The 24,855-nt window shown below is 45.9% G+C and carries 21 protein-coding genes and 6 tRNA genes; 14 read left to right on the top strand and 13 right to left on the bottom strand.

What is annotated here, in order from left to right; translation table 11 throughout:
• Positions 1-27: 27 nt before the first annotated feature.
• Complete coding sequence (locus A8140_RS05110) at positions 28-2,025, bottom strand: GGDEF domain-containing protein (protein WP_005529861.1); 1,998 nt, start codon at positions 2,023-2,025, stop codon at positions 28-30.
• A 169-nt stretch (positions 2,026-2,194) separates the two neighbouring features.
• Positions 2,195-2,938, bottom strand: a complete 744-nt coding sequence (locus A8140_RS05105; protein WP_005529863.1) for a VP0952 family biofilm-associated protein — start codon at positions 2,936-2,938, stop codon at positions 2,195-2,197.
• Between the two features lie 272 nt (positions 2,939-3,210).
• On the opposite strand from A8140_RS05105, the gene A8140_RS05100 reads away from it, so the two are divergent.
• The gene (locus A8140_RS05100) at positions 3,211-3,513 is read left to right on the top strand and encodes a DNA base-flipping protein (RefSeq protein WP_005529865.1); all 303 of its coding nucleotides are present in this window, start codon (positions 3,211-3,213) and stop codon (positions 3,511-3,513) included.
• A 38-nt stretch (positions 3,514-3,551) separates the two neighbouring features.
• On the opposite strand, the gene A8140_RS05095 is transcribed toward A8140_RS05100, so the two are convergent.
• Positions 3,552-3,989: a YbaY family lipoprotein gene (locus A8140_RS05095; RefSeq protein WP_005529868.1), complete on the bottom strand. Its 438-nt coding sequence runs from the start codon at positions 3,987-3,989 to the stop codon at positions 3,552-3,554.
• A gap of 167 nt (positions 3,990-4,156) precedes the next feature.
• Here A8140_RS05095 and tesB point away from each other — a divergent pair, with 167 nt between their 5' ends.
• Positions 4,157-5,017: an acyl-CoA thioesterase II gene (tesB, locus tag A8140_RS05090; RefSeq protein WP_005529870.1), complete on the top strand. Its 861-nt coding sequence runs from the start codon at positions 4,157-4,159 to the stop codon at positions 5,015-5,017.
• A gap of 55 nt (positions 5,018-5,072) precedes the next feature.
• On the opposite strand, the gene A8140_RS05085 is transcribed toward tesB, so the two are convergent.
• Complete coding sequence (locus A8140_RS05085) at positions 5,073-5,540, bottom strand: Lrp/AsnC family transcriptional regulator (protein ID WP_005529872.1); 468 nt, start codon at positions 5,538-5,540, stop codon at positions 5,073-5,075.
• Between the two features lie 145 nt (positions 5,541-5,685).
• Here A8140_RS05085 and A8140_RS05080 point away from each other — a divergent pair, with 145 nt between their 5' ends.
• On the top strand, positions 5,686-6,780 hold the full coding sequence (locus tag A8140_RS05080; protein WP_005529874.1) for a PLP-dependent cysteine synthase family protein: 1,095 nt from the start codon (positions 5,686-5,688) through the stop codon (positions 6,778-6,780).
• A gap of 78 nt (positions 6,781-6,858) precedes the next feature.
• Here A8140_RS05080 and A8140_RS05075 read toward each other — a convergent pair whose 3' ends face one another.
• Positions 6,859-7,176, bottom strand: coding sequence for a DUF1244 domain-containing protein (locus tag A8140_RS05075; protein WP_005431642.1), 318 nt, complete (start codon positions 7,174-7,176; stop codon positions 6,859-6,861).
• A gap of 204 nt (positions 7,177-7,380) precedes the next feature.
• Between A8140_RS05075 and A8140_RS05070 the strand changes: the two genes are divergently transcribed.
• The gene (locus A8140_RS05070; protein WP_005529876.1) at positions 7,381-7,956 is read left to right on the top strand and encodes a porin family protein; all 576 of its coding nucleotides are present in this window, start codon (positions 7,381-7,383) and stop codon (positions 7,954-7,956) included.
• A 90-nt stretch (positions 7,957-8,046) separates the two neighbouring features.
• On the opposite strand, the gene vmeF is transcribed toward A8140_RS05070, so the two are convergent.
• On the bottom strand, positions 8,047-11,160 hold the full coding sequence (gene vmeF / locus A8140_RS05065) for a multidrug efflux RND transporter permease subunit VmeF (RefSeq protein ID WP_005529878.1): 3,114 nt from the start codon (positions 11,158-11,160) through the stop codon (positions 8,047-8,049).
• Positions 11,160-12,266 (bottom strand): efflux RND transporter periplasmic adaptor subunit, encoded by a 1,107-nt coding sequence (locus tag A8140_RS05060; RefSeq protein WP_005529880.1) that lies wholly within the window; start codon positions 12,264-12,266, stop codon positions 11,160-11,162. Before A8140_RS05060 ends, vmeF begins: the two co-directional genes overlap by 1 nt.
• Before the next feature lie 283 nt (positions 12,267-12,549).
• Between A8140_RS05060 and A8140_RS05050 the strand changes: the two genes are divergently transcribed.
• The 6 genes from A8140_RS05050 (at position 12,550) to A8140_RS05025 (ending at position 13,513) form a co-directional block, all read left to right on the top strand.
• Positions 12,550-12,634 (top strand) — tRNA-Tyr (locus A8140_RS05050).
• A gap of 100 nt (positions 12,635-12,734) precedes the next feature.
• Positions 12,735-12,819: transfer RNA gene (locus tag A8140_RS05045), tRNA-Tyr, on the top strand.
• A gap of 100 nt (positions 12,820-12,919) precedes the next feature.
• Positions 12,920-13,004: transfer RNA gene (locus A8140_RS05040), tRNA-Tyr, on the top strand.
• An 85-nt stretch (positions 13,005-13,089) separates the two neighbouring features.
• Positions 13,090-13,174, top strand: a tRNA-Tyr gene (locus A8140_RS05035).
• Positions 13,175-13,259: 85 nt separating this feature from the next.
• A tRNA-Tyr gene (locus tag A8140_RS05030) sits at positions 13,260-13,344 on the top strand.
• A gap of 84 nt (positions 13,345-13,428) precedes the next feature.
• Positions 13,429-13,513, top strand: a tRNA-Tyr gene (locus tag A8140_RS05025).
• 412 nt (positions 13,514-13,925) lie between these two features.
• Here A8140_RS05025 and A8140_RS05020 read toward each other — a convergent pair.
• Positions 13,926-14,798 carry a Tim44 domain-containing protein gene (locus A8140_RS05020; protein WP_005529882.1) on the bottom strand — a complete coding sequence of 291 codons (873 nt, stop codon included), beginning with the start codon at positions 14,796-14,798 and terminating at the stop codon, positions 13,926-13,928.
• A 256-nt stretch (positions 14,799-15,054) separates the two neighbouring features.
• Between A8140_RS05020 and A8140_RS05015 the strand changes: the two genes are divergently transcribed.
• The 3 genes from A8140_RS05015 (at position 15,055) to A8140_RS05005 (ending at position 18,601) form a co-directional block, all read left to right on the top strand.
• Positions 15,055-15,645 (top strand): TetR/AcrR family transcriptional regulator, encoded by a 591-nt coding sequence (locus tag A8140_RS05015; RefSeq protein WP_005529884.1) that lies wholly within the window; start codon positions 15,055-15,057, stop codon positions 15,643-15,645.
• Positions 15,646-15,658: 13 nt separating this feature from the next.
• Complete coding sequence (locus A8140_RS05010; RefSeq protein ID WP_005529887.1) at positions 15,659-17,533, top strand: MFS transporter; 1,875 nt, start codon at positions 15,659-15,661, stop codon at positions 17,531-17,533.
• A 162-nt stretch (positions 17,534-17,695) separates the two neighbouring features.
• Positions 17,696-18,601: a YeiH family protein gene (locus A8140_RS05005; RefSeq protein WP_005529889.1), complete on the top strand. Its 906-nt coding sequence runs from the start codon at positions 17,696-17,698 to the stop codon at positions 18,599-18,601.
• On the opposite strand, the gene A8140_RS05000 is transcribed toward A8140_RS05005, so the two are convergent.
• Together A8140_RS05000 and A8140_RS04995 are read right to left on the bottom strand one after the other, a co-directional pair.
• Complete coding sequence (locus A8140_RS05000) at positions 18,587-18,787, bottom strand: hypothetical protein (protein WP_005529891.1); 201 nt, start codon at positions 18,785-18,787, stop codon at positions 18,587-18,589. The genes A8140_RS05005 and A8140_RS05000 overlap by 15 nt on opposite strands.
• Positions 18,788-18,883: 96 nt before the next feature.
• Positions 18,884-19,765 carry a LysR substrate-binding domain-containing protein gene (locus A8140_RS04995; RefSeq protein ID WP_005529893.1) on the bottom strand — a complete coding sequence of 294 codons (882 nt, stop codon included), beginning with the start codon at positions 19,763-19,765 and terminating at the stop codon, positions 18,884-18,886.
• 156 nt (positions 19,766-19,921) lie between these two features.
• Between A8140_RS04995 and nagE the strand changes: the two genes are divergently transcribed.
• The gene (gene nagE, locus A8140_RS04990) at positions 19,922-21,376 is read left to right on the top strand and encodes an N-acetylglucosamine-specific PTS transporter subunit IIBC (protein WP_005529896.1); all 1,455 of its coding nucleotides are present in this window, start codon (positions 19,922-19,924) and stop codon (positions 21,374-21,376) included.
• 50 nt (positions 21,377-21,426) lie between these two features.
• Here the strand turns inward: nagE and menE are convergent, their stop codons facing one another.
• From menE to menB, 3 genes are all read right to left on the bottom strand, one after another.
• On the bottom strand, positions 21,427-22,869 hold the full coding sequence (menE, locus tag A8140_RS04985) for an o-succinylbenzoate--CoA ligase (RefSeq protein WP_005529898.1): 1,443 nt from the start codon (positions 22,867-22,869) through the stop codon (positions 21,427-21,429).
• The gene (gene menC / locus A8140_RS04980) at positions 22,854-23,843 is read right to left on the bottom strand and encodes an o-succinylbenzoate synthase (protein ID WP_005529900.1); all 990 of its coding nucleotides are present in this window, start codon (positions 23,841-23,843) and stop codon (positions 22,854-22,856) included. The genes menE and menC overlap by 16 nt, the downstream gene beginning before the upstream one ends.
• A 130-nt stretch (positions 23,844-23,973) precedes the next feature.
• The gene (menB, locus tag A8140_RS04975; RefSeq protein ID WP_005529901.1) at positions 23,974-24,840 is read right to left on the bottom strand and encodes a 1,4-dihydroxy-2-naphthoyl-CoA synthase; all 867 of its coding nucleotides are present in this window, start codon (positions 24,838-24,840) and stop codon (positions 23,974-23,976) included.
• Positions 24,841-24,855 lie beyond the last annotated feature (15 nt).

Below are 24,855 nucleotides of genomic sequence, written 5' to 3'. Positions count from 1 at the left end.
AAACTCGGTCAATTCAGCGCATTAGGTTCAAACTAGACAAGGGGTTGATTCCTTGCGATCACGAGAGGCTTGCTTACTTGAGTACATATCTTCATCTGCGAGGTGCAATGCTTGTTCAAGACTGACACTGCGCTCACGCTTAGCAGAAACACCAACTGAGATCGTTACTTGGCTTAAATCACCAAATAGCTCCTCTTTTACTTCTAGGCAGTTAAGCTCTTCTATTGCCCTCGCAAGCTGCATCTCCGTCGGATACCCGAGCAAAATAAACTCGTCACCTCCAATACGATAGCTCCTGCCCGTCCATACACGATGTATTTTTAGCGACAGCGACTGCAGTACCTTATCTCCGGCTCTGTGTCCGTAGGTATCATTGATTTGCTTAAATTTATTGATATCAAGATACAAAATAGCAAGATCTTTCGGTACGCCTTGGCGGTATTTCACCTGTAAAGAGCGGCGATTTCTCAAGCCAGTTAAATTGTCGGTGTTCGACTGACGGTACAAATACAAACTGACACCCAGAGCGAACACCAGCACAAAAATAAACACCGCTTGCGTTTGGGTGGCTAAGCGAACTTCGTACTCCAATGCCGTGCGCCAGTCTGGTCTCAAATCGTATTGGGCAACAATCTTTTCTAGATCTAACATAGAAATCGCACGACTAAAATAAGGGGAGAGAATTTCGCCACGTTCATTATTTGTTAAACCAACAGACAATTCAGACTGGTAGAATTGACCAATAGCATCATCTTGTTCTATTGGGATCAGTTCACTCAGGCGCAGGAAGTGATTGAACATCACTGTGTCCATTGCAATGTAGTCAATCTCTCTGGCAAGTAGCGCATCCAACATCGCCTGCTGTGAATCAAAACGATTGAGTTCCTTTAATGGCAACATTTGCGTCAGCATCTGATCAAAGAAATCATCCTTCACGACACCAATGCGCTCTGATATCAATTGGGACACATGAGAATACACATTTGGCTTGTATCCAAGGCGTTTTACCATCACAGAGGTTGGTTGATAATGGTACTCAGGGAAGTAACTGAACGCACGTCGCTCACGGCTGATGGTCAGCGGCGCAAGCATATCGAACTCCCCTTCAATGAACTGGTTATACATCGATTCCCAGCTCTCGTTTGGTTTGCTGATCACCACGCAATTCAGAGCCAAGATTTCACAACTCTTAAGCACCACATCGGCGGTCATCCCCTCTACGCTTCCATCCGAGCGATAAACCACATAAGGGAAAATAGATTCAAATTTAATCGTAAACGGTTTTTCGAGATCGATAGGCAACTTCTTAATTGATTCACGTAACGCGGTCTGCCTCAGTTTGAATTGGTACAAGGCTACCTTTTCACGCAGCAATTTCTGAACTTCTTCGCTTTGAATAAAGTCAGCAAACTGTGCAAGAACTTCGAGGTTTGCGCCTTTCTGACTCACAATAGAAACGGGTTTGATTGAGATATGGTCGTTCAGCAGTGTTGCATCAAACCCTTCTAATAGCATAGGCTTGAGCTGGTTGATGGCATCCACTACGCCATCAACCTTACGAGAGCGAAGCAATGACACCGCTTCCTCATGCCCTTGATATGGTACTAGGAGCAACTCTGGATAGTTTTGCTGGATCAGCGCTTCATAGATGGTGCCTTTAGGCACACCAACAACATTCGCTTCACTCAGCGTCATGCCGCTCAAACCATAAAGATAGGTGTATTCAATATTGGTTGGGCGTGAATAACTGAACTTCTGAGCGCGTTCTTGAGTGAAAGTAATATTCGCAGCGAAATCACTATCACCGCGAGCAACAGAATCTAAAATCCCATCAAAGCTCGAATAATTAACATATTCAATTGAGACATCAAATTTTTCCGCCACCGCATCAAACAGGACACGTGTAACGACATCATCCGCTTCTGTCGCTACCTTATAATGGGAGGCATACTCTGGTTCTGCTTTGAGACTCAGACTCAATAGAAAGCAAGCAAAAACCAACAGTTTCTGAACTACTTTAATCATGACTAATTTTTCTAAGAGACACAATATTTGTGAGACTCATATTGAATTTTTATTATTAAATACAAAATAAATATGACGGGCAAAAAATATAACATCCGGCCCATTATTTCATAAAAAAATCAATAGTCTGCCGCACAGGTCACTATCTAATCAGTAATGCTGTAACTATTTATGATTCCGCTTGCTCATCACTAGTACGTAAGATGTAGTCCGTCACCCAAGCGGTACCGAGTAAGCATATCCAAACCACAAATACAGGGTTAGGTACATCAATATTTGGACTGACAACTAAGGCCGCAAAGCCGACAGTCGGTAATGTCCAACAAAGTAGTTTCCCCCAGCGCATTGAATTTTTAATCTTCGTCAGCGCTTCCATCGACGCCAAAATACCAGTGATACTCAGTGCAACCAGAACAGCATAAGGCAGATCAGCCAGCCACAACGGCAAGAGAAACAGTAATGACCACCAGCTGTGCTTCTCTGAAGGTTTCCAATGATTTGCCGCCCACCACATGACGATCACTGAAAGGGTTTGCACCATCGTGAGCCAAGCAGAGCCATCTAACTTGCCTGATTGCTGCGTAACCATAATGCCCACTTGCAAAGTCAACACTATCAAGCCTGCCGTAAGTAAAACACCCAGCGAACTGCGGCGAGAGAAAACCACCATGAGTAGAGGGAAAAGGATCAGGACGCCCACCGATAACGCAATCGGCTGCATTGATAAGGTCACGCCATAAACAGTCATGGCGCCGAGCAGAATCAGACCAGCAAGGCCACCTTGTGGCAGTATCCACAATGCGGGAATCATTAAGGCGATAACCGGAATCTCTCCTTCGCTCAAACTGATGGCACGAGCGCACACCACAGCAAGAAGAGTCGTAACAAGAAATTGAAGTGTCGAAAAAATCATAGCGCCTCCTGGCTTCCCCAACCAACTTGGTAACTCAACGGCATGTCAAACTGGGCATTAAAAATCGTTGAGCGGGTCTATATGTAAACTAAGCGAGAGCTTGTTTTTGTCTTTCTAACTTACTCGAATGATCAATTACGGCTCAAAAAAAGAAACAACAAAAACGGTGGAGAGAGATGAGCAGCAAATGATGTTAAGGAGCAAGAGCTGATAGCGAAGTACAAGTCTTGTGTATTACCATTCCTTGGTAAACAACAGTGGACACTTTCAGTATGGACCAATTTTTAATGCAAATCTTTGCTGTAATTCACCAAATTCCTAACGGGCGAGTTTCGACTTACGGTGAGATCGCAAAAATGGCAGGCTATCCGGGCTACGCAAGACACGTCGGTAAAGCGCTTGGAAATTTACCGGAAGGCAGCAAACTGCCATGGTTTCGCGTCATCAACAGTCAGGGCAAGATTTCGTTAAAAGGCCGAGACCTTGAAAGACAAAAGCAAAAGCTTGAAGCGGAAGGCATTGAAGTGTCTGAAATCGGAAAAGTGTCGCTCAGAAAATACAAATGGCAGCCTTAGGCTGCCATTTTCAAATCCATTGGGTTAACAGTTAACTATTAACGTGTGCCAACCAAACGGATATTTGCTTCATGCGTTTGCTCAGCATCAGTAATCACTGGGATGCTTGTATCATTAATGAAACGTAGCTTGCCATCCACTTCGATACGAGCACGCAGGCTGTAACGGTGATTTGGCTGAATATCGTTGCTGTTATAGCTTAGCTCAAATGCTAGAGGAGGTACTTGTTTACCCTCTGTTTCGAACGTTTGTTTCGCAAGCACTTTTGCCGGCGCATCCGCTAAAGAAACATCTTCTAGCGCGACGATCACAACTGCGTGTGGAGGCAGTGCGATACGCTCACGGTAAGCCACTGTACCTGTAATAGTCTTCATAGACGCTTCAGCCGATTCCATTTCTGTTGTTTGAGAAGTTTGGCAACCCACTAGTGCAGCACCGAATAGTAAAGCAGTAACAAGTAGTAGTGTTTTTTTCATAGTTTCCTCAACGGGTGTATCAATTCGCGCTAAGTATAGAGGGAGATTATAAAACTGTCTGCTGTACGACGATGTATTTGACAATAGTTTGACTAAGTTAGAAATTACCAAACAGTTGATTTTGTTTCATAATTGAAGCAACGATAAAAACAAGGTGAGGACACATCATGAGTAAACCATTAAGAGAGCTACTCAGCCTACTACAACTCGAAAAACTAGAAGAAGGCTTGTTCCGCGGACAAAGCGAGAACCTAGGTTTACCTCAAGTTTATGGTGGTCAAGTTATTGGACAAGCGCTATCCGCAGCGCGTTACACCGTAGAAGATGCACGCACCGTACACTCTTTCCATAGTTATTTTTTATACCCTGGTGATCCAGAGAAACCAATCATCTATGACGTTGAGAACCTACGCGATGGCCGCAGCTTCAGCACTCGTCGAGTCAAAGCGATCCAAAATGGTCGTCCGATTTTCTACCTAACGGCGTCTTATCACGGTGATGCACCTGGGTTTGATCATCAAAACACCATGCCTGATATTCCTGGGCCAGAGCATTTCCCTTCAGAAACCGAGCTTGCAAGCCATATTGCCGAGTTCCTTCCCGAACGCCTACGCAAAACATTCTGTGGCGAAAAGCCGATCGAAACTCGCCCGGTTAACATCGTCAATCCACTCAATCCAAAGAAAACCGAACCAAAGCAATACCTTTGGATTCGTGCCAACGGAGAGATGCCAGAGAACCAACTGATTCACCAATATCTGCTTGCCTACGCATCCGATTGGGGATTTTTGACCACCGCACTTCATTCACACGAAGTGTCTTTAATGACGCCAAACTTCCAAGTCGCCACCATTGACCACTCTATATGGTTCCATAGACCATTTAAGATGGATGAGTGGTTGCTGTACGCAATTGAAAGCCCGACAGCGAGCAATACGCGAGGTTTGGTTCGTGGTGAGATCTACAACCAGCAAGGTCACCTTGTTGCGACCGCAGTTCAGGAAGGTGTGATGCGCTTTACCAAATAACGCATCGAATTGAGCTTAAGAGGAGTAACGGCGTACTCCTTTTTGTTGGGTTGGCTCAAACTCCGTACAATGGCAGTTCGGTGGTGTATTTGATCGGCTCCATCGCAAAGGTAGAGGTCACATTGGATAAGCCTTTCACGCTGTTGACCAATCGCTTATAAAACTCATCAAAACGCTTCATGTCTTTTACCACAACCTTCATCATGTAGTCGTACTCCCCCGCCATGCGATAGAACTCCATCACTTCTGGGAAATCACTGACCGTAGTCACGAAATGGTGATACCAATCTTCTGAGTGGTCACTGATTTTGAGCTGCACAAATGCAATAAACGATAAATCCAGCTTCTGAGCACTTAACAACGCCACTCGCTTCTCGATATAGCCTTCATCTTCGAGCTTTTTTAAACGCTTCCAGCAAGGTGTGGTGGTGAGATTGACTCGCTCGGCCAAGTCATTTAATGACAAGGTTCCATCGTTTTGGAGTAAAGAAAGTAAGTGTTTGTCGATTTTGTCTAAGCTCATTCCTAGCCACTTCCTGATTTAGAGAAAACTTTTCTACCAAAAATGAATAACAAAACAATAATAGCAAAGTTTTTCTCTATAGTTATAGGTAGATTATCCCTAAAGACAAAAACAACTACCCTACAAATTTTCGAGGAGTCACGTTATGTGTACTGACCACAACTGGATCAACAATGCTGTACGCAAAATCGAAGCAGACTTTCAACGTTCAGCAGATACTCACCTATTCAAATTAGACCTACCATCTCTGGAAGGCATAGACATCTATCTAAAAGATGAGAGCACACACCCAACAGGCTCTTTGAAGCACCGCTTGGCGCGTTCGCTATTTCTTTACGCGATTTGTAATGGTTGGGTTGGTCCAGAAACCACAGTGATCGAAGCATCATCAGGCAGTACTGCCGTTTCTGAAGCGTACTTCGCGCGCCTACTTGGTTTGCCATTTATCGCGGTTATGCCAAAAACCACAGCGCGTAGGAAAATTGAACAAATCGAATTCTACGGCGGTAAAGCACACCTTGTTGACCGCTCAGACCAAATTTATGACGAGTCTCGTCGCCTAGCAAAAGAGCTAAACGGTCACTACATGGACCAATTTACTTACGCTGAGCGTGCAACTGACTGGCGTGGTAACAACAACATCGCGAACTCAATCTTTAACCAAATGGAGCTAGAAGATCACCCAATCCCAAGCTGGGTGGTAATGAGCCCAGGCACTGGTGGTACATCAGCAACGATTGGCCGTTTCATCCGTTACCAAAAATACGACACAAAACTGTGTGTGGTTGATCCTGATGACTCTGTGTTCTATGACTACTTCCAGTCTGGCAACGCAGACATCAAGGGCGAAAACGGCAGCAAGATCGAAGGTATCGGTCGCCCACGTGTAGAACCTAGCTTTATCGCTGGCGTTGTAGACGAAATGCGCAAAATCCCTGACGCGGCAAGTGTGGCAACAGCACATTGGTTATCTGGCTTGATTGGTCGTAAAGTTGGCGCATCGACAGGTACCAACCTATACGGCGTGCTTCAGCTTGCATGTGAAATGAAGCAACGCGGTGAGACAGGTTCTATCGTGACGCTACTGTGTGACTCAGGTGAACGTTACCTCGATACTTACTACAACACTGAGTGGGTAAAAGAAAATATCGGTGACATTCAACCTTACCTAGCACAGCTTAAAACCGTTCAAACAAAAGGTTGCGTTGAACCAGCATGTTGTAGCCCAACCACTAAATAAAATTAGACGTCACATACAAAAACAGCCCGCTCATTCAGCGGGCTGTTTTTTATTATCTTTGATCTACTCTAAGAAGCGTTACTTCTTCTGACGAGCTTCAAATGCTGCCAGTTGTTCTGGTGTCGCTTTTGGTTGGTGGTTTTGTTTCCACTCATCATAGGTCATGCCATAAACACGTTCACGAGCGTCATCGATGTCGATATCCACGCCAAGGTCTTCCGCTTCTGCCTTGTACCATTTACTGAAACAGTTACGACAGAAGCCAGCAAGGATCATAAGGTCGATGTTTTGCACATCTTTGTTTGCATCCAAATGCGCTAATAGACGGCGAAATGTCGCTGCGTCCAGTTTGTCTTGCTCTTCTTGGGTTAGATTTTTGTATTTGAATTCAGCCACTTTACTTTCCTTTTATTTGTCTCGCAGTTCATCACAGAGAAGTGAGTAAGTTTGATAAGTCTAAAATTTGCGCCATTACAACAAATTTTTCTCTAAAGCCCCCCGCACTCACCCAAGAGACTGATATGATAACTGCCAGCTATCTTATTGATTAAATTAATACTAATTCTAAAAACGGTCTTTCACAAAGGTTATCGCCAAGTTATGAAAAACGCCATCCTATTATTATCTGCATTGACCATGAGTCTGCCAACTTTCGCCGCTCAAGAGCAAACCCATCAATCCTACCTATACCTAGGTACAGGTAATGTCGGCTTTGATACGCCGGATTTTGGTTCTGATCGCGACAGTGGTTGGTCAACACCTCACATTACGGTTGGCTGGGGTTATCATGTAAACCAATACCTCGCATTTGAAGGGGTACTGCGCTACTCACAAAATGAACTTAAGAATGATGCTCTAAAAACTGACTTAGATCTTCACTACTACCAAGCTGGCATGTCCGCTGTGGTCACGAGTGATAACTTGGGCGATACGCCACTTTCACTGTTTGGTCGCGTAACAGCGCTTGGCACTCAAGCTGAAATGTACGTACCAAACGAACAAAAAGTAGCAGATGATACTGGCGCGCTATTCAACATCGGTGCAGGTATCCACTGGGATATGAGTAAAGATATCTGGCTACGTGCTGAATACATTTACAACGTTGCAGACATGGGTTTTGATGACTTCTACGACAGTTATGAAGGTGTACAGCTAAGCTTGAGTAAACGCTTTTAATAGAACGCTTCCAAGCTGGCTTTAAAACCCAGAATTGAAGACAAAGAAAAGCCGAGTTCATTGCCTCGGCTTTTATGTTTGAGAGTTCTATTAAGGATGCGCGATACGCCCTTTTGTATCGTGGCTAAGCGCTTTATTCAGCTTAGCTTCAACATGGCCAGGTGAACGCGTCTTCGCTGAGATCAATCGGTACATCGCAGGGATAACGAACAGGGTAACTAACGTCGCAAAACCCATACCGAAGAAGATAACGGTACCAACAGCCACACGGCTTTCATAACCCGCACCAGTCGACATAATCAGTGGAATCGCACCAGCCAAAGTAGTAAATGCTGTCATCATGATCGGGCGTAGACGACGTGCTGCCGCATCCGTGATCGCTTTTTCAAACTCAATGCCGCGGTCACGCAACTGGTTAGCAAACTCAACGATCAAAATGCCGTTCTTGGTTACCATACCGATCAACATGATCATGCCTATCTGACTATATATGTTCATCCCTTGGCCCATCACCACCAAACCGAGGAAGCCGCCAAATACGCCCATCGGTACAGTGAACATTACCACCAGCGGGTTAACGAAACTTTCGAACTGCGCTGCCAGTACTAAATACGCCACTAACAGTGCTAATGCGAATACGACCGCTACGCTAGCTTGATTCTCTTTGAAGTCTTTTGATTCACCAGAGTAACTCACTGAAATATCACCCGGGAGGCTATCAATCGCTTCTTGATCGAGGAAGTCCAATGCCTCACCCAGAGTGTAGCCTTCCGACAAGTTCGCAGTAATGGTGATCGACTTTTGCTTGTTGTAGTGAGACAAACGGATCGATGCCGCCACTTCTTCAATCTTGGTTACCGTGTCCAAGGTCACCAGCTCACCGCTCGTGGTTCGCAAGTATATCTGGCTTAAATCTGCCGCGTTATTGAAGCTGTTTTCATCACCGCGTAGGTAAACATCATACTCTTCACCGCGGTCGACATAAGTAGTTTCACTCTTACCACCAAGCATGATTTCTAGCGTTTCAGAGATGTCTTGAACACTTACGCCAAGTTCAGCCGCGCGGCGTTTATCAACCGAGACTAACAGTTCTGGTGTTTTCTCAGAGTAATCAATCTCCGCACCTTCCATCATTGGTGATTCTTCAGCCTTGTTCTTAAGCATTTCCGCCCAGACTAAAAGCTCATCGTAATCCGAACCGCCGAGCACGAACTGCACTGGCTCACTCGAACCACCGCGGAAACCCGGCATGAATGGGAAAACACGAACATCAGGAATATCTGCCAGTGACTTACGTACTTGGTTCAGCGCTTCTTGTGCGGTGACGTCACGTTCGTTCCAATCTTCAAGGATCATGATAACGAAACCCGTTTGGTCACCCGCTTGGCCACCGAACGCTGGCGTTTGGATGCTGAATGATTTCAGGAAACCCTGGCCTAAAAGCGGCATCAAACGATCTTCTACGATGTCCATGTTTGCCGACATACGGTTGTATGACGTTGCATCCGCCCCACGTACGAAGGCAAAGATGACACCACGGTCTTCTTGTGGGGTTAACTGTGCCGGTACTTGATTCATCAAGCCGTAGCTGCCGCCCATACACGCAACGATAACCAAAGGTGCCGCCCAACGGACTTTCAACGCACCGCGCAGCGCTTTGCGATATCCCGCTTCCAACTTAGCAAACAATTTATCAACCGCTTGGTTAAATCGATTAGGTTTCACGTTCGCTTTGAGGATCTGACTGCCTAGAACAGGTGTAAGTGTCAAGGCAATCAGTGACGAGAAGATCACCGACATAGCCAGCAATACAGAGAACTCAGTAAACAGCAAACCGACCATGCCATCCATAAAGGAAATCGGCAGGAATACCATCACAAGAACCAACGTGGTTGCGATAACCGCAAAGCCTACTTCTCGCGTACCTTTATAAGCCGCCAATAATGGCGACTCACCACGCTCAATATGGTGGAAGATGTTCTCAACGACTACGATAGCATCGTCCACAACCAGACCAATAGACAGGATCAGTGCCATCAAAGTAATCAGATTGATAGAGAAGCCAAAGTAGTAAGCCGCAATGAACGAAGAAATCAGTGAAACGGGTACCGTCACCGCCGGAATCAGAGTCGCACGCGCCTGACCGATGAAGATGTACAGAACCAGAATTACCAGACCACCGGTAATAAAGAGGGTGCTGTAAACCTCATCAATTGAGCGCTCGATAAAAACGGTAGCGTCATAATCGATCGCTAGACGAGTCCCATCAGGCAGGAACTTCTGAATCTTATCCACTTCGGAGCGAACAGCTTGTGCTACTTCTAACGGGTTTGCATCAGACTGAGGCACAACACCTAAGCTGATGTTAACCACACCATCACTCTTAAAGGTCGAGTTTTCGTTTTCTGCGCCGATGAACACATCCGCCACATCTTTTAGATAGATAGGTGTGTTATCACTTGCGCGTTTCACGACAAGGTATTGGAAGTCTTCTGGCGTGTTATACGTACGTGCGGTTCGCACCGACATTACAGTTGAGTCATTACGAACTTCACCACCCGGGCTTTCTAAGTTTTCACTTCGAAGTGCAGAGGTAATGTCAGATGCCGTGACCGAGCGCCCCGCCATCAAATCTGGCTTGAGCTTCACGTACATCACTTTATACAAACCACCAGACAGATCGATGGAGCTAACACCCGAGATCAGACTGAAGCGATCCATCAGGACACGCTCGGCGTAATCAGTCAGCTGAGTACGGTCCATCTCAGACGAGCTAAGGTTAATATAGAGGGAAGCTTCACCCGAACCGTTGTTCTTGAATACTACAGGATCGTCGGCTTCATCCGGTAATGAACGTTGAGCTCGAGCAACCGCATCACGCACATCACTGACACCGGTATTGAGGTCATAGCCCAATTCAAAGGTGATAGTAATACGCGACATGCTGTTTCGCGTGGTGGAACTGATTTCATCGATACCGCTGATACCCGAAAGTTGATCTTCTAGTACCGACGTAATTTGACTTTCAATAATGGTTGCAGAAGCGCCCTCGTAACGAGTACTGATCGATACAACCGGGCTTTCGATGTCTGGCATTTCACGTACTGCAAGCTTGGTAAACGACACAAAACCGAATACACACAGCAGCATGCTCAATACCAACGCCGCAACGGGGCGCTTAACGGAAACGTCAGAAAGTAACATTAGTTCACTTCCTTAGCCGCTTCGTCTTGCAAGCCTTTCAAACTCTTCTCACCATTTGCGTCGGCCATTTTCGCTTTACCAGGTGCGACGATCTCTTTGACTTCAACACCATCGCGCATGTTCACAATGCCTTGCACAACGATCTTGTCACCAATCTCTACACCAGATTCAATCACAACTTCGTTGTCGACACGAGCCCCAAGGAACACTTCTTGACGCTTCGCCTTATTGTTTTCATCAATCACGTAAACAAAGCGTTTAGTGCCTGAGTATTCCAAGGCTTGAACTGGGATAATTGGTGCTTCAATAGCAGGGAATACGAGGGCCGCTTGCATCAACATGCCCGGCTTCAGGTGATTTTCAGGGTTGTCGAATTCAATACGGATGCGAAGGTTCAAAGTTTCCGCACTGATACGAGTATCGATACCCGTTACTTTACCGACAAAGTCCAAACCACTCCACGCACTAGTGGTCGCATGTACATCCATTCCTACCGATAGCATAGAGAGATAGCGCTCCGGAACTTGGAGATCCAATTCCATCACCGACAGGTCATCCAGAGTGAGTAGCTCTGAGCCTGCGCTGACCATTTTTCCTCGGCTAAAATCGATAAAACCAACGGTACCGGCAAAAGGTGCACTGATATTTAGATCCGATAAATTGGCTTTTGCTGCGTCAAGACGTGCTTCGGCAATCTCTACGCTCGCTTTTTGTGCATCAATTTCAGTTTGAGTGATGGCATTACGTTTAACCAAACGCTGAAACTCTTTTAACTTACGTTGTTCATCTTTCAGATACGCTTTTGCTTCTACTAAAGCTGCTTGTGCTTTATCGTCGTTTAACAGAATAAGAAGCTGGTCTTGTTGCACGTTTTGGTTGGCTTTTACGGCGATCTCTTTCACCTTGCCTGAAACCTCAGAAGCAACAACCACCGACTCTGCAGCTTCAAGCTTGCCGATCAGTGATAAAGACTGGTTGATTTGATGCGTCTCTACTTGCTCAGTTACCACGGTAACTGTCGATGGACCACGTTTTGCTGCAAAAGCGGCTGGTGATGCCATTAAAATAGAAAGCGTTAAAATGGATAAAGTGGCTCTCATACTCATAATTTTGGCTACTAATTAGATAAACTTATGTCATTAAACTGAATACAGTTTATCAGTTGATACGACGCCTAACGTCAAGTAGTGTAAATTCAAGTAAAAAGTCAGTTTCTCTTTTGTATAAACGACATACAAAACGCTGACTTTCTGCCATCTTTGCCCAAAAAGGCAGCATTCAACGTAAAAACGTAAGAAAAACGCTTTACAGCCGGAGCGAGTTTGCTATGATGCGCTCCGCACTTGAGAGATGTGTTGGGAAAACAAACCTTAAGTATAAAAATACCCTGGAGGGGTTCCCGAGTGGCCAAAGGGAGCAGACTGTAAATCTGCCGGCACTGCCTTCGATGGTTCGAATCCGTCCCCCTCCACCATATTCTTTCTTATGTTTTTCCTTTGAACATAAGAACAACTTGGAAGCTAGGTTGGGAAACTGACTTTTAAGTATACTCTTTGTAGTATGAAAATTACTCTGGAGGGGTTCCCGAGTGGCCAAAGGGAGCAGACTGTAAATCTGCCGGCACTGCCTTCGATGGTTCGAATCCGTCCCCCTCCACCATATTCTTTCTTGTGTTTATCCTTTGAACATGAGAACAACTTGAAAGCTAGGTTGGGAAACTAACTTTTAAGTATACTCTTTGTAGTATGAAAATTACCCCGGAGGGGTTCCCGAGTGGCCAAAGGGAGCAGACTGTAAATCTGCCGGCACTGCCTTCGATGGTTCGAATCCGTCCCCCTCCACCATATTCTTTCTTATGTTTTTCCTTTGAACATAAGAACAACTTGGAAGCTAGGTTGGGAAACTAACATCTAAGTATAAAAATACCCTGGAGGGGTTCCCGAGTGGCCAAAGGGAGCAGACTGTAAATCTGCCGGCACTGCCTTCGATGGTTCGAATCCGTCCCCCTCCACCATATTCTTTCTTATGTTTTTCCTTTGAACATAAGAACAACTTGGAAGCTAGATTGGGAAACTAACATCTAAGTATAAAAATACCCTGGAGGGGTTCCCGAGTGGCCAAAGGGAGCAGACTGTAAATCTGCCGGCACTGCCTTCGATGGTTCGAATCCGTCCCCCTCCACCATATTCTTTCTTGTGTTTTTCCTTTGAACATAAGAACAACTTGGAAACTAGGTTGGGAAACTAATTTTCAAGTATAAAACACCCTGGAGGGGTTCCCGAGTGGCCAAAGGGAGCAGACTGTAAATCTGCCGGCACTGCCTTCGATGGTTCGAATCCGTCCCCCTCCACCATATTGAAGAAGCCAGCTCATTGAGCTGGCTTTTTTCGTTCTATACCTATCATTTTTCAATGACTTCTTACCTCACTATCTGGCTAAATCTAGCCTAATTCAAGGCGCGACTTACAATGCCTTTTCATTAAGTAGTAAAGCTCCTAAGCTCTTTGAACTGCCTCGACTTGAGAGAGAATCAAAGTGTTAGTTGGTTGGTTTAGGTCAATGAAATCAAGCAACTGTTCACCCCATTCGCTCTATCTTCACTATTCCCTACTGTGTGACTCCTCGTTTCCCTTTTAAGAACCCTATTCGCTCGACTTTAACCACTCGAAATTATATCGATAGGTTTCGATTCTCTGATCTACAGACATAAAAAATCCCGCTCAAAAACGGGATTTTACTAAGACTAAATTGAACGCTGTTGGTGATTAACCTTGAATACCAACAATCAACCAAGGTGCGTTTGGTACCGTTAGATCACGTTCTAAGTGCCAGATATCTTCGATGTCTTCTTCGATACCTTCTTCTGCATCACGGTAACGACCGCTAAATTGCAGGCTAAGCTGTGCTTTGTTCGCATCGTAGTCAGCACGAACAATTTCCGCATCTACGTACATCACATCAGTATGTTGCTCGCCATCTAACTTCGCACGTTCTGCTTTCAAATCTTCGAATAGGCTTGGTGAAACGTACTCTTCAATCGTATGAAGTTGGTTGTGGTTCCACGCGCCTTGCAGGATTCGGTAGTGCTCACGAGAGCCATTAATGAATGCAGCTTGGTCAAAACCCGGTGGGTAGTTATGCGGGGTGTCAGTTTGTGCACCGAAACCGCCAAAACCACCTGCGTTTGTGTTTGGTTGTTGCTCAAAGTTCTGCATGTTTGGTTGCTCGAACTTAGAAGCGTTGCCACCAAATGCTGGCTGCTGACGATGCTGATTCATACTACCCTGCTTAGCACCAAGCATGCCGCGCATCAGTTTGAAGATAACAAACGCAATCAAACCAATGATCAGGATATCCATAAACTGGATACCTTCGAACGCACCACCAAAGAATGCTGCCAATAGACCACCAGCAAGAAGACCACCAAGTAAGCCGCCCATCAAGCCTTTCTTGCTTGAAGATTTAGCACCTTGTTCTTTACCAATGGTGTTTGTGTTTTGTTGCTGCTGTTTAGGAGCAGGAGCCGTTTTATAGCTCTTACCGAATGACTTACCACCACCAAACTTCTTCGCTTCCGCGATAGGCGTTACAGCAACGGTAAAGATCAGTAGGGCGACAATCGAAAATAAACGTTTCATCGTTATCCTTAAAATTGACGATAAGTACTTAATCATGCTGCCAGATAACAAGATGAACAAGCATCCAATATCAGTAGCACGCTAAATATGAGATATGACCATCATACTCCGTCAGATACAACAATGAAACATTCCATAATAGAAGACATGTATCAGAATATTGCCAACCCATAGGTTTATGACTTGTTTGCGTTATTGACGCTCAATCAGTAGCTGACTATCATATTGAACGATGTTCAATAAGTAGTTTTAAATTATGGCGCGCAGAAACGATCACACCAGAGAAGAGCTAGTCAACTTGACGCTTTCCACAGTCAAAGACTTTTTAGACGAGAATTCTTACCACGAGCTTAGTCTTCGTAAGATTGCGAACATGATTGGTTACGTACCAAGCACGCTCGTTAATATCTTTGGTAACTACAACCTGCTGCTTTTACATGCCGTGGCCCAAACTCTGGATGAGTTGCAACAAGAAGCCGTAGCCGCGACAAAAAATAGTAAGGATACTCATCAGGCACTTTTTGAACTGGCCTACTGTTACCACGACTTCGCACAAAAACATCCTCATCGCTGGCAACTGGTCTTTGAGCACAACATGAATGGTGCGGAGCTTCCAGAGTGGCATGCAAAACGCATCGACGGCATGACTGGCATGTTGGAATCTCTGCTTGCGCAAATTGCGCCGCACCGTACTGAATCTGAAGTACTTCAAGCGAGTCGCGTCTTGTGGTCGGGTGTACATGGAATCACGCTTCTTAGCGTTGATGATAAGTTTTTCTCTAGTGAACCAGTTGATGGTAAAGAGCTTATTGATAACCTGATTTCAAACTATCTGATCAGCTGGTAATAAAGGATTATTCATGTCATCAGACAGCCAGTCATCTTTGCTTAGGCAGCGAAAGTTCCTCCCCTATTTTGTCACCCAGTTTTTCGGAGCTTTCAACGACAACATATTCAAAAACGTACTGCTGCTGTTTGTGGCCTTTGCTGGCTCTAGTGCACTACCGATCTCTAGCAACCTGTTTATTAACTTAGCGGCAGGCTTATTTATACTGCCTTTCTTCTTATTTTCCGCATCCGCAGGGGTGCTAGCTGATAAATACGAGAAGTCTTGGTTTATTCGAAAGGTTAAGCTGTTTGAAATCGGCATCATGCTACTGGGCGCGATTGGTTTCATCACTGAAAGCTACGGCATGCTGCTCTTGCTGCTTTTCTTGATGGGCACGCAATCCGCATTCTTTGGGCCGGTCAAATACGCACTGCTTCCTCAGCAGCTCAACGAGAAAGAACTAGTCCCAGGTAACGCCTTAGTCGAAGCGGGTACGTTTATCGCGATTTTGGTCGGTACGCTGGGCGCAGGTCTTATCGCATCCGCAGACAATGCCAAATATCTCGCGGCATTCTGCGTTGTCATTTTTGCAGTGCTAGGCTACCTCTCCAGCCGCTTTATCCCTTTTGCTTCAGCAGGCGCACCAGATATTCAATTCAAGTGGCAACCTTACAAGCAAACCAAACTGACGCTTTCCATCGCGAAGTCTGATCGAATTGTCTTTCAATGCATCATGGCAATCAGCTGGTTCTGGTTCTTAGGTGCGGCTTATCTGACTCAGTTCCCTAACTTCACTAAGGTCTACTTGAACGGCACCGAAAGCGCGGTTTCTTTTCTTTTAGCACTTTTCTCAGTGGGTATTGCTGTCGGCTCTATGGCGTGTAACTGGCTGTCGAATCACCGCATCGAAGTGGGTATCGTACCGTTCGGTGCTTTGGGGATCACCATTTTCGGTTTCTTGATGGCAACATCGATTCCAACGGACTTACCTCGATTCCACACTTTCGCAGAGTTCGTTAGCTATGACGCTTTCTGGCCTCTATTCTTCTACCTACTGATGATCGGTATTTCGGGTGGTTTGTTTATCGTCCCACTTTATGCCCTGATGCAACACCGAGCGAAAGAGACAGAACGAGCACAAGTGATTGCTGGCTTGAACATCTTTAACTCTCTGTTCATGGTCGGCAGCGCTGTATTGGGCATTGTTTGCCTGAGCGTGCTTGAGATGAGCATTCCTCAACTGTTCGCGCTTCTGGCAATCCTGAATTTTTTGGTCGCTGCATACATCTTCCTGCAGATCCCTATCTTTGTCGTGCGCTTTGCGATGTGGGTAGTTACTCACACCATATACCGAGTAAAGCATAAGAACTTACATCACCTTCCAGGACACGGCGGGGCGTTGATCGCCTGTAACCATGTCAGCTACATGGACTCACTGCTATTAAGTGCAGTTTGCCCTCGCCTGATTCGATTTGTGATGGAAGAAGACTACGCAAATCTTCCTCCTCTACGAGGTTTCCTTCGTCGAGCTGGAGTGATCCCTATTTCTGCAAGTAACCGAACGTCTATCCGCCGTGCATTCAATGATGTCGAGAAAGCACTGAGTGAAGGTCATATTGTGTGTATCTTCCCTGAAGGGCGGCTAACCTCTGATGGTGAGATGAACGAGTTCATGCGCGGTATCGATATTATACTTCGTCGCAGTCCAGTCCCCGTCATTCCAATGGCGCTAAAAGGCTTGTGGGGCAGCTATTTCAGCCGTGCAAAAGGCCGCGCGTGCAAAGGGCTACCAACGCGTTTCTGGTCTAAGTTAGAAATCGAAGCAGGCACGCCTGTTGATCCTAAGCAAGCCAGTGCACAAGCTATGTTTGAAAAGGTGCAAGCGCTTCGCGGCGACTGGCGCTAGATTCACCACAAGATAATTTTGGAATGTTGAACATGTGTTTAGTTTTACTGAACATATGTTCAATTCATTAAGACTTTCTGACCCAAAGCGTTACTGTATACTTCACGCTTTAACTCATAACAACGAACGACACCCTTGAATACAAAGAATATCCCCTTTGGATTGGCACTGCTGTTTTGTTTGACCCCTTTTGTGTCCTCTCCTATTGCGCTTGTGATCGGTTTTCTACTGGCGAGTTTTAGCCTAGTACCGACTGAACTTCCTATTGCCTCTTTTACTAAGAAGCTGCTTTCCTATTCGATCATTGGTTTAGGCTTCGGTATTCACTTTGAGCAGGCTCTCGCCGTCACCTCTGATGGCATAGGTCTTATTATCGCAACCATTCTCGGTACACTGGTGATTGGCATGATGATTGCCAAAATGATTAAGCTAGAGCGTACCACAGCCTACTTAATCGCTTCTGGTACCGCAATTTGTGGCGGTAGCGCAATTGCTGCTGTCGCGCCTGCGATCAAAGCCAAAGATGAACAAATTGGTTTAGCTCTAGCGACCGTTTTTGTACTCAACTCTCTGGCGCTGTTCATTTTCCCTGTTATTGGTCACGCGATCGGCTTGGATCAGCATACGTTCGGAACCTGGGCTGCGATTGCGATTCACGATACGTCTTCCGTTGTGGGCGCAGCATCTGCATACGGTGAAGAAGCACTAACCACGGCAACAACATTGAAGCTTGCTCGCGCACTGTGGATCATTCCTGTCGCGCTGATCAGTGCCGTGATCTTTTCTCGTGGAAACGGAGAGGAAGGTAAAAGTAAGTTAGTCATTCCTTACTTCATTTTCTGGTACTGCGCTGCGATTGCATTCAGCGACTTCTTCCCACAATTTGAAGTGGTGTACCAAGGCATTTTTGCCATTGCTAAGCAAGCCCTTGTGGTGTGTCTGTTCTTGATTGGTTGTAGTATTTCAGTATCGAAACTGAAGTCAGCAGGCGCAAAACCGCTAATGTTTGGTGTAACGCTATGGGTTCTGATTTCAACAACCTCGCTTGGCTGGCTACTTTTCAGCTAAACCTTGATTGATTTTATCTGGCTGAGTTGATTCCGCTTTTTGTGCGCTTTGACTTTTGTGTACCAACACTGAAGCAATCGCAACCAGAAAAGCGGTTAACTCAGCCAACGAGCGCGTTAAGCCCTCAGTGCTGACAGCGACGCCGATTTGCAATAACACCGCTGCCGCTAACGCTAATTTTATCATCCTGAACCTTATGCTTTATTCCTTAATCTTTGAGCATGATTATGATTCAGAGTTATAAGGATACGAAATTCCCTTTTCGACTAATTCATTGCGAAATCAACTAAGTTGGCTTTCTATCCAAGATATAAAGGTTTTCACTTTAGGTCGATGCTCGTAGCCTGAAGGGCAAACTAAGTCATACCCCAGCTGGGTATCCATCATCGGATAAGGGCTGACCAGTTCACCTTTATCTAAAAAGTCTTTGATGAATCGATAACGCCCCATCGCGACCCCGACGTGATTCCTTGCTGCTAGCACTGCCATATCACGATGACTCACACTGTAAAAGTGCTGGAAAATATCGATATCCAGCTCCATATAAGTCACCCATCGCTGCCATACATCCGAACCGAGAGCATGAATAAAGTTAATCCGTCGGAGTGACTTCATACCATCTTCCAGAATATTCAGTTCCTTCATGTACTGAGGCGTACAGACCGGAATGTACTTTTCGCCAAATAGTCGCTGGCGATACACATCAACCAAATGATCCGTATCGTAAAAAATGGCCACATCAATCTGATTGGTCACCAAATCGAGTTGGTTTTCTTGGGCGAAAAGGTTGAGGTTAAACCCCGGGAAATGACGTTGGAAATCCGCAATACGAGGCATCAGCCACCCATTCAAAAACCCAGGTGACGCAGCAATGTTTAATTCCCCCACCAAGTCCGTCGACTTAATCTCTTCAATCTCATTAAAAATGGTACTGAGTGACGTAGATAACGTTTTTTGAAATCGATGCCCTTCTGATGTCAGTTCGAGTTTGCGAGTGCCTCGAACAAACAGAGAGAAACCAAGCTCCTGTTCTAACACTTTGATGCGATGGCTCACGGCGCCTTGAGTTAAGTGCAGCTCTTTTGCTGCCTGCGTAAAGCTAAGATGCTTCGCTGCGATGCTAAAGGTATGAAGGTTTCGAAGCAGTAACTGTTGGTTTGCCATGATCGACCATGCATTAAAAATATTAATTTATGATAGTAGTGAATTCGTTTGTTTGCGTCGATAATTAAGCTTCAAATAGCCCTTAGAAACTAAATAAAAACGTCACTTTCAAACATAGATCATGTTTTAGGTGGCATTAAAATTATAGGGGCAAATATGAATATACTCGGCTACATGCAAAAAGTCGGTAAGGCATTAATGGTACCCGTAGCGACCTTACCCGCTGCGGCAATCTTAATGGGGATTGGCTACTGGATAGATCCGGTCGGCTGGGGATCTGAAAGTGTCTTAGCGGCATTCCTCATTAAATCAGGCGGAGCCATCATCGACAACATGGCGGTACTGTTCGCCGTTGGTGTCGCTTTCGGATTGAGCAAAGATAAAAACGGCTCAGCAGCACTGTCTGGCTTCATTTGCTTTATGGTACTGACGACGCTACTCGCACCGGGTGCCGTCACACAGCTAATGGATATTAGTGCTGACGAAGTGCCTGATGCGTTCAACAAAATCAACAACCAGTTTATCGGTATTTTGGTGGGTATTATCTCCGCTGAAATCTACAACCGTTACTCAGGTGTCGAACTACCAAAAGCGCTGGCGTTCTTTAGTGGCAAACGCCTAGTACCTATTCTCACCTCTATCGCAGGTATGGTGTTGGCTTTTGTTCTGCTTTACGTATGGCCTGTGATTTACGATGCATTAATTATTTTCGGAACCAAACTTGAATCCATGGGTGCGGTTGGCGCCGGTTTATTTGGCTTCTTTAACCGTCTAATGCTAACAATCGGCATGCACCACGCGCTTTATCCCGTCTTCTGGTTTGATGTGGTTGGTATCAACGACATTCCAAACTTCTTAGGCGGCGCACAGTCTATTGCTAACGGGACAGCTGTAGTTGGCCAAACAGGTATGTACCAAGCAGGTTTCTTCCCAATCATGATGTTTGGTCTGCCAGGCGCTGCTCTTGCGATTTATCACTGTGCTGATAAGCAAAACAAAAACAAAGTGTTCTCTATCATGCTAGCTGCGGCAATGGCGTCCTTCTTCACTGGTATTACAGAGCCTCTAGAGTTCAGCTTTATGTTCCTAGCGCCAGTACTGTACCTAATTCACGCGGTTCTGACTGGTATCTCAATGTACATTGCAGCAAGCATGCAGTGGATGGCGGGCTTTGGTTTCTCAGCAGGTTTTGTTGACTTCGTACTGTCAAGCCAAAACCCACTGGCGACCAAATGGTACATGCTGATCCCACAAGGTTTAGTCTTCTTTGCGATTTACTACAGCGTGTTCCGCTTCGCGATCATCAAGTTCAACCTGCGTACACCGGGTCGTGGTGAAGACATGGAAAAGGAAGTCACCGAGAATATTGGCGAACTTGCAAAAGATTACATCGCCGCAATTGGCGGTGCAGACAACATCCTAGAAGTGGACAACTGTATTACTCGACTTCGTTTGACTGTAAAAGATTCATCCCTAGCTGACGAAGCTAAGCTCAAACAATTGGGTGCTGCTGGTGTAGTCATGATTGGTAAAGGCGGCTTACAAGTGATCATCGGTCTAGGAAAAGTAGACAAGGTAGCTGAGCAGATGAAACTCGCGCTCGCTAACTAAAGAATTGTGGTGACTCACCATCACCACATCCCCCTGAAGTGCAATAACGCTTAGTCACCGTTTTGCACTTCATTTTTTAACCAGTCTTTCACCGCTTTGCGCGAAATTTTGATTCCCTCATTCAACAGAGTTTGAGGCATTGCGTAATACGCCACTGGCCATTTGAATTTTTCTAGCTTAGTTTGCAGATGTTGTTCGTATTGAGCTTTGTCCAGTAACAACTCTGTTTGAATCACAGCCACTGGTCGGTGTCCAAACTCAACATCCTCTACTGGCACAACAATGCTTTGTGAAATACTCTCGATTTGGTTCAGTACCGCTTCAATTTCTTCACAGTGAATATTCTCACCGCCAGAGATAAATTGGTTATCTGCTCGACCAATGACCTTAAGTTCATCGCCTTGCCACTCTCCGAGATCCTTACTGTCGAACCAACCATCTTCATTCAAGAGTGAAGTCACAGACCCTTGCTTGAAATAGCCTGCTGCTAGCGTTTGCCCACCGATATAAATACGCTGTTCCACCAGCTTAATATCGCGATTTTGCAATAGGTGGCCCGCGTTACTGACGCTATCGATTTGCTTTACCGTTACGGTAGAGGCCGCTTCTGTCATGCCATAGCCTAGCCAAGTTTCAATGCCCTGCTGTGTTGCTCGCAGTGCCAACTCATGGGCAACATGACTGCCGCCGAGTAAGACGTGCGTGAGAGAAAATTTGACTTCATCATCCAGTAAACGCTTAAGCTGGGTCGCGACTAAAGAAGCGTGAGAGACACCAACAATATCATCAGCAAGATTTCCGTTTCCCACTTTGAGTGTTGCACCAGCAAATAGCCAGCGATAGACAATCGCCAAGCCTGAAACGTGGTAAAGCGGCAAGGAAAGCAGCCAAATATCTTGATGGTTGAATTGGAATTCACTTAACAGACCTCGAGCAGAAGCCAGGTGCTGACGATGAGTATGCACCACGGCTTTAGGAGTGCCCGTCGAGCCAGAGGTAAACACAATAGACGCTAAAGCATCGTGTGCGTAGACTTCGTTTGAAGTGTCAACGTCACTTTGGTCACTTTGCGATTCTCTATCCAGAGTCGAAAGCTGGATGATACCTAGTTGCGATAACTGCTGTTCTGAGTAGCCACTGGCAACACCGTCAGCAAACCACACGAAACGTTGTTGAGTTGGCTTATATAGCGTTGTTAACTTACCTGAGAGAGCCTCAAAAGGCTGCGGCATGGTCAACGCAGCACTTGCGCCTATCTGCTGAGCGGCAAGATAAAACCACAAGGTTTCAACCCGGTTCTTACCGACTAATGTCACCACATCTCCACTCGCCACACCCTGTTGTTGGAGGTAGCGAGAATACAAGTCAACACGAGCAGTCAATTGCTGCCAGTTAACTTGCTCTTTGATTGTCTCAAGCGCAACAGAAAAAGGGCTCACTTGAGCCCAATATTTCCATGGTGCAATCGCAATAGTATCTATGCTGAATGCCACACTAACTCCTGCTCAGATAGCGGAAGAACTGGAAGTTCACACTTCGGCCAACCCTGCTCTAGCTGCGCTTTAAACAAACCAATGGTATCCAAACCTGGGATCTCATTAGGTAGTTGCCATTGCGCTAATCGAGCAAGCTGGTTCAGGCCAAGGCTTGATTCAATGCTTGAACTGATTACGGCTTTAATACCTAACGTCTTCGCCTTTTCAATCAGCTTAATACAGAAATCAACTGAGCCGATCAGCGTTGGCTTGATGATGATGTTTTTTACGCCAGTGAGATCTTCTAAGCTGAAATCTTCACGGCGAACCGCATCTTGCAGTGTTTCATCCCACGCGATTGCAATACCTGTATTGATTGCAAAAGACAGGCTATCACCCGGAGAGCGGCATGGCTCTTCCAAGAAGGTAATACGCTGGCGTAGTGATGGTGCAATGTACTTAGCAAACTGCTGCGCTTTTTCTGGCGTCCAAGCACGGTTAGCATCAAGACGAAGCGTCAGCTGTGGAATCGACTCAAGGAACAAGTTCACCAACATGCCGTCACGAATAGGTTCATACAAACCCACTTTTACTTTCGCGACTTTTTCGCCTTCCATTTCGTTCAGCTCAGGGATTAAGTCATCTGGGTCACCGTTACACAGTGGGGCAACTTGGTACTTACCTTGTGCAGGTAAACCGCCTTCAAGCTCCAACTGGGCCATAGACAGACCAAATGCAACCGATGGGTACATGTGGTTGTAATCTAAAGGCAAGTTTGCCACCCAGCGCTCTACTTGCGCTTGCAGCTGAATGCCCGCTTCCTCAGTGCCTTCTAAGCTGAAGCCAACCAAAGGGGCAACTTCACCGCGACCAACCTTGTCACCGTCCGTTAATTCAAGGATATAACCTTTACGTTCCGTCAACTTGTTATCACGTAGTATTACGCCACTGTCCATTGGTAGACAGTAACGGTAAATCTTCGCTTTACGCATAATTCGAATCCTATGTAATGCCGTATATTCTGAGCTTTTTTAACGAGAGAACTCGCTAGTCTCCCAGAGGGCGAGACGCTCAGGACGAAAAACGAAACAGAGGAGCACAAAGGCTCCTCTTCTATACGGATTATGGGTTACGAGGGAACTTGTCGAAGTCTGGGCGACGTTTCTCGTTGAATGCGTTACGACCTTCTTGGCCTTCATCTGTCATGTAGAACATCATAGTCGCGTTACCCGCAAGTTCTTGCAGACCCGCTTGACCATCACAGTCCGCGTTCAATGCAGCTTTCAAGCAACGCAGTGCCATTGGGCTGTGTTGCAGAACTTCACGACACCAACGAACAGTTTCTTTCTCTAGATCCGCTAATGGTACAACTGTGTTTACTAGGCCCATGTCGACTGCTTCTTGAGCGTTGTAGAAACGACATAGGAACCAGATTTCGCGAGCTTTCTTTTGGCCCACGATACGAGCCATGTAAGATGCGCCCCAACCGCCGTCAAATGAACCCACTTTAGGGCCTGTTTGACCAAATTGAGCGTTGTCAGCTGCAATCGTTAGGTCGCACATCATGTGCAGTACGTGACCACCGCCCACAGCCCAACCTGCTACTGATGCGATCACTGGTTTTGGACAAGTGCGAATATCACGTTGGAAGTCCAATACGTTTAGGTGGTGCGTACCTCGGTCGTCTTTATAGCCGCCGTAGTCGCCGCGGATCTTCTGGTCACCGCCAGAACAGAATGCGTCTTCACCGAGACCTGTCAGAATGATCACACCAACACCAGAGTCGTAGCGTGCATCTGCCAACGCATCAATCATCTCTTTTACCGTTTGAGGACGGAACGCGTTACGTACTTGAGGGCGTGCAATGGTGATTTTCGCGATACCATCTTCAGATTTGTGGTAGTGGATATCCTCGTATTTGTCGCCGCAATCTTTCCATTGAACTGGAGCGTAAAGTTCTTCTTCAGAAATGCCTACTGTTTTAGCCATGGTGATTCCCATTGT

It is taken from the genome of Vibrio campbellii CAIM 519 = NBRC 15631 = ATCC 25920, from assembly GCF_002163755.1.
Taxonomy (GTDB): domain Bacteria; phylum Pseudomonadota; class Gammaproteobacteria; order Enterobacterales; family Vibrionaceae; genus Vibrio; species Vibrio campbellii.
Note: the sequence above shows the minus strand (reverse complement) of the source record. Positions and strands in the feature narration are given on the sequence as shown.

Coding starts and splice junctions, on each gene's coding strand:
- A8140_RS05110 (WP_005529861.1), bottom strand. CDS start 2,025: ATGATTAAAGTAGTTCAGAAACTGTTGGTTTTTGCTTGCTTTCTATTG.
- A8140_RS05105 (WP_005529863.1), bottom strand. CDS start 2,938: ATGATTTTTTCGACACTTCAATTTCTTGTTACGACTCTTCTTGCTGTG.
- A8140_RS05100 (WP_005529865.1), top strand. CDS start 3,211: ATGGACCAATTTTTAATGCAAATCTTTGCTGTAATTCACCAAATTCCT.
- A8140_RS05095 (WP_005529868.1), bottom strand. CDS start 3,989: ATGAAAAAAACACTACTACTTGTTACTGCTTTACTATTCGGTGCTGCA.
- tesB (WP_005529870.1), top strand. CDS start 4,157: ATGAGTAAACCATTAAGAGAGCTACTCAGCCTACTACAACTCGAAAAA.
- A8140_RS05085 (WP_005529872.1), bottom strand. CDS start 5,540: ATGAGCTTAGACAAAATCGACAAACACTTACTTTCTTTACTCCAAAAC.
- A8140_RS05080 (WP_005529874.1), top strand. CDS start 5,686: ATGTGTACTGACCACAACTGGATCAACAATGCTGTACGCAAAATCGAA.
- A8140_RS05070 (WP_005529876.1), top strand. CDS start 7,381: ATGAAAAACGCCATCCTATTATTATCTGCATTGACCATGAGTCTGCCA.
- vmeF (WP_005529878.1), bottom strand. CDS start 11,160: ATGTTACTTTCTGACGTTTCCGTTAAGCGCCCCGTTGCGGCGTTGGTA.
- A8140_RS05060 (WP_005529880.1), bottom strand. CDS start 12,266: ATGAGTATGAGAGCCACTTTATCCATTTTAACGCTTTCTATTTTAATG.
- A8140_RS05020 (WP_005529882.1), bottom strand. CDS start 14,798: ATGAAACGTTTATTTTCGATTGTCGCCCTACTGATCTTTACCGTTGCT.
- A8140_RS05015 (WP_005529884.1), top strand. CDS start 15,055: ATGGCGCGCAGAAACGATCACACCAGAGAAGAGCTAGTCAACTTGACG.
- A8140_RS05010 (WP_005529887.1), top strand. CDS start 15,659: ATGTCATCAGACAGCCAGTCATCTTTGCTTAGGCAGCGAAAGTTCCTC.
- A8140_RS05000 (WP_005529891.1), bottom strand. CDS start 18,787: ATGATAAAATTAGCGTTAGCGGCAGCGGTGTTATTGCAAATCGGCGTC.
- A8140_RS04995 (WP_005529893.1), bottom strand. CDS start 19,765: ATGGCAAACCAACAGTTACTGCTTCGAAACCTTCATACCTTTAGCATC.
- nagE (WP_005529896.1), top strand. CDS start 19,922: ATGAATATACTCGGCTACATGCAAAAAGTCGGTAAGGCATTAATGGTA.
- menC (WP_005529900.1), bottom strand. CDS start 23,843: ATGCGTAAAGCGAAGATTTACCGTTACTGTCTACCAATGGACAGTGGC.
- menB (WP_005529901.1), bottom strand. CDS start 24,840: ATGGCTAAAACAGTAGGCATTTCTGAAGAAGAACTTTACGCTCCAGTT.